The organism is Thalassospira sp. UBA1131 (assembly GCF_002311515.1).
Lineage (GTDB): Bacteria > Pseudomonadota > Alphaproteobacteria > Rhodospirillales > Thalassospiraceae > Thalassospira.
The window spans coordinates 50,633-54,821 of the sequence record NZ_DCAO01000059.1 but is presented as its reverse complement, the minus strand read 5'-3'; the positions used below and the strand labels follow the sequence as shown (position 1 = coordinate 54,821).

Annotated in this window: 3 protein-coding genes; 1 reads left to right on the top strand and 2 read right to left on the bottom strand. The window is 55.8% G+C overall.

Annotated features, from left to right (window positions below):
- The coding region (locus tag B3Z49_RS09100; RefSeq protein WP_296990180.1) for a GGDEF domain-containing protein at nucleotides 1-1,022 on the top strand (1,022 nt) is incomplete at its 5' end.
- Between the two features lie 56 nt (nucleotides 1,023-1,078).
- Here the strand turns inward: B3Z49_RS09100 and rodA are convergent.
- Together rodA and mrdA are read right to left on the bottom strand one after the other, a co-directional pair.
- The gene (gene rodA / locus B3Z49_RS09095) at nucleotides 1,079-2,242 is read right to left on the bottom strand and encodes a rod shape-determining protein RodA (RefSeq protein ID WP_063090283.1); all 1,164 of its coding nucleotides are present in this window, start codon (nucleotides 2,240-2,242) and stop codon (nucleotides 1,079-1,081) included.
- Between the two features lie 3 nt (nucleotides 2,243-2,245).
- Nucleotides 2,246-4,162, bottom strand: coding sequence for a penicillin-binding protein 2 (gene mrdA / locus B3Z49_RS09090; RefSeq protein WP_296990225.1), 1,917 nt, complete (start codon nucleotides 4,160-4,162; stop codon nucleotides 2,246-2,248).
- Nucleotides 4,163-4,189: the final 27 nt, after the last annotated feature.

Here is a 4,189-nt window from a genome sequence, read left to right as displayed (position 1 = left end):
CCACCATTGGCGAGATGGTGATTGAGCTTAATCCACAGGTTTATGTGGACGCCTACATGACGCGTCTTTCGTGGTCGTTCCTTGCGACCATGGTTCTGGCAGCTGTGATGGCCCTTGGTTTTGCGGCAATGAGCTATTTCGTCTTCTCAAGGCCCGTGATCCGGCTTGGAAACTATATCGTTAATGCGGACCCAACAGACGATAGTCGCCCGCTTCAGATGCCGCCGGAGCATCGTCATGACGACGAAGTTCAGTTGCTTGGTTCGGTAACGGTCGGGCTTTTCGGAATGATCCGCAAGCAAATCGGGGAATTGCGCAGAGCCCGCGATGAACTGCAGAATGCGAACATCACCTTGGAAGAGCGTGTCGCGCAGCGTACAGAAGAACTCAATTCCGCGATGCAAAAGCTTGAAGTGCTTGCGTCAACGGATCCATTGACCGGGTTGCCTAACCGTCGTGCCTTTCTGGGCAGGTTGGAAGACGCTGTTGCCGTCTGGCGGCGCCGGGATACGCCTGTATCCTTCATTCTTCTTGATATCGACCGTTTCAAGGCGCTGAACGATACCTATGGCCATCAGGCCGGTGACGCTGTTCTGGTTGCCTTGGCAGAAACACTTAGAACAACACTCCGTTCCATTGATATTCCGGCGCGCATGGGCGGTGAAGAGTTTGCTGTGTTGCTGCCGGGGGAGGAATTGCAGGGGGCGATGATCCTGGCTGAACGTTTGCGTAAGGGCCTGGAGCAGAACAGTGTCGAGTATGGCGGTAGCAAACTTTCCTTTACCTCAAGCTTTGGGGTGTCGGGCTTGCCGTCTGTGAAGGGTTTGGCTGAGTTTGATCCGGACGTTGCTGTGCAATTTGATGTTCTGAGGAACTCGGAAAGCTCCGATATCCAGGGGATATTGTACTCGTTGGCGGATCGGGCACTTTATGATGCCAAGGCAACCGGGCGCAACCGATGCAAGCTGGCTGACTTCAGCACGCTTTCGGAATTCAAGGATCAGCTGCCGTCTGACATTTGATTGATCGGATAGTTCCGGTGCGACGCCGGATGCATGTGCATCAGGAATGCGTGTCTTTAATTCCGGCCGTCGTCATTGCCCTGCCGGGAAATCCGGATGTCGCGGTGGATCGATACGCTCATCAAAAGCCCGAAGCTGACCAGAATGGTCATCATCACCGTGCCGCCATAAGAGACAAGCGGCAACGGTACGCCAACCACCGGGATCAGGCCCATCACCATCGCGATGTTGATAAAGACGTAAAGGAAGAAGGTGGAGGTCACACCGATGGCAACAAGGCGCCCAAACTGGTTCTGACAACGCAGGGCGATGACATAGCCATAGGTGATCACCAGCGCATAAAGGCCCAGCAACGCCATGCCGCCGACCAAGCCGAATTCTTCGCCCAGCATGGTGAAGATAAAGTCGGTCTGTTTTTCCGGCAGGAAGTTCAGATGGCTTTGTGAACCCAACATGAACCCTTTGCCAAACAGCCCGCCAGAACCAAGCGCGATCTTTGATTGCGTAATGTGATAGCCCGCACCAAGCGGATCATTTTCCGGGTTCAGGAAGGTCAGAACGCGGTTCTTCTGATATTCGCGCAAGAACTGCCAGCCAATCGGAATGGCCGCCAGTGCCGTGCCGAGGACAAGCGCAAACTTCCAGATGCGCACACCAGCCAGCCAGAAAATCACACCACCCCCGGCAATCAGAAGCAATGTGGTGCCAAGGTCAGGTTGGCGTAATACGAGGGCAGAGGGCGCAAGAACCATCAAAATCGGCGGGATCAAAAGCGGGATACGACCGACATCTTCGGTCGTCAAGCCATGGAAATAGCGTGCAAGTGCCAGAACCAAAGAGATTTTCATCAGTTCGGACGGCTGCAACTGGAAGAAACCCAGATTGATCCAGCGCTGTGCGCCCATGCCGATATCGCCCTTGATTTCGACGGCTACCAGTAAAATCAGCGCGACAAAATACGAGAAATAGGCAAGCTTCAGCCAGACACGTATATCGGTTACCGCGATGATGATCATCAGTGCCGCACCCACGGCAAAACGCATCATCTGGCGTTCGGCCCAGGGTTGCAGTGATCCGTTGGCCGCGGAATACAGCATGGCAAAGCCGATGCCAGATAGAGCTGCGATCAAAAGAACAAGCGTCCAGTTCAGCAACAATAACCTGCGGCCAATCGGTACATAATCCGGGTCTTCGCCAATGCGAAATCTGCTTCCTGCCATGGCTTAACCTTCGTCCTGATCGCTGTGGGCCGGATTACGCCGGAGATTTGCACTATTGGGCTGGTCGGCGGCCGAGATGCCCTGACGCGCGGATTGCAGTTCCTGCGCTTTTAGCAGCAGGTCACGGACAATCGGGCCCGCAACACTCGAACCACCACCACCATGTTCAACCACCACTGAACAGGCATAACGTGGGTTATCGACCGGCGCAAAGGCAACAAACAGGGCATGGTCGCGGTATTTCCACGGCAAGTCATTGTTATCGAGTACGCCCGTGGTTTGGCGTTCGCGCATGGTGATGCGGCGAACCTGACTGGTACCACTTTTGCCAGCCATTTCCATGCCCTTGATGGCGATCCGCGCGCCATGGCCAGTGCCGCGCAATTCGTTGGTCACGCCGTTCATTGCATCACGAATTCGGGCCAGGTTGGCGCGACTGACCTGAAGTTCCGGGAATTCTTCGGCCTGGCGGCTGGTAACGCCTTCGGGGGTGACGTTGTCACGCGTCAGGTGCGGGCGCACCGCCTTGCCCGAGGCCAGACGTGCAGTCATTGTGCAAAGTTGCAACGGCGTTGCCAGAACATAACCCTGCCCGATAGAGGCGATAAGTGTTTCACCGCCCTGCCAGCGTTTGCCAAGCTGGATTTCCTTCCAGTCCTTGGTCGGGATCAGGCCGCTACGTTCGTTGGGAAGGTCAATGCCGGTATCTTCGCCGAGGCCCAGCTTGTTTGCCATGGCCGCAATGCGGTCGATCCCGATTTTCTGGGAAATTTCGTAATAATAGACGTCACAGGAATGCTTGATTGAGTCATGCATGTTCATCCAGCCATGACCGCCGCGTTTCCAGCAGTGGAAACGCGCATTCCCGAGATCAAGATGCCCGTTACAGAAGAATTTCTGGTTGGGCGAAATAATGCCTGCTTCCAGTCCAGCAAGTGCGACACACATCTTGAAGGTCGAACCGGGCGCATAGGTGCCGTTCACCGCCTTGTTGGAAAGCGGTGCATAGGGGTTGTTGACCAGACTGTTCCAAAGCTTGTGCGAAATGCCATTGGTAAAGGCGTTCGGGTCATAGGCCGGGTGCGACGACAGGGCGAGCACTTCACCATTATGGATGTCCATAACCACCGCGGCGGCACTTTCCTGATCCGACAATCGCTGATTGGTGTAGCGCTGCAATTCAAGATCAAGCGTCATGACGACAGTGTTGCCACTGTCACCTTCTTCGCGTTCCAGTTCGCGAATAACGCGGCCCAGTGCGTTGACTTCTACCTGGCTGGTGCCGGCCGTGCCACGCAGTGCCAGGTCATAAACCTTTTCAACGCCGCTTTTGCCAATGGTAAAGCCCGGCAGTTCCAAAAGCGGATCGCCTGTCAGTTCCTTTTCAGAGACGGCGGCAACGTAACCCAGCGTATGGGCAAGGTGCGGTCCTTCGGGATAGTCGCGTGATCGCCCTGCATCAATGATCAGGCCGGGAAGGTCGGGGGCATTAACGCCAACGCGTGCGACCTCATCCCATGTCAGGTTATCGCGCACAGTCACCGGAACAAACGAACGCCGACGGGCGGCATCGCGTTCAACGCGCTCGATGGTGTCGGGGCCAAGCTCGATGATCTGGTCCAGGATTTCAAGCGTGCGTCGGACATCAGGCGTCTGTTCGCGCACGATCATGATGTGATAATTCTGCCGGTTTACGGCAAGCGGTGCACCGAAACGATCGGTCACCAGTCCACGCGGTGGCGGCAGCAGGCGGTGCGAAATACGGTTTTCATCGGCCAGCGTCTGATAGCGGTCGCTTTCAAGCACCTGCAGGTAGTACATGCGCGCGGCAAGACCAGTCAGCAATACACCCTTACCCGCACCCAGCATCAGGGCGCGTCGGGTAAACAGTCTGAACCGGTCTGAGTCACGATGCCACATGGGCGTTGGATACCTGTATTTCGTCAG

Bases quoted from the DNA above. Each gene is read 5' to 3' on its own strand.
- rodA (WP_063090283.1), bottom strand. From the start codon at position 2,242: ATGGCAGGAAGCAGATTTCGCATTGGCGAAGACCCGGATTATGTACCG.
- mrdA (WP_296990225.1), bottom strand. From the start codon at position 4,162: ATGTGGCATCGTGACTCAGACCGGTTCAGACTGTTTACCCGACGCGCC.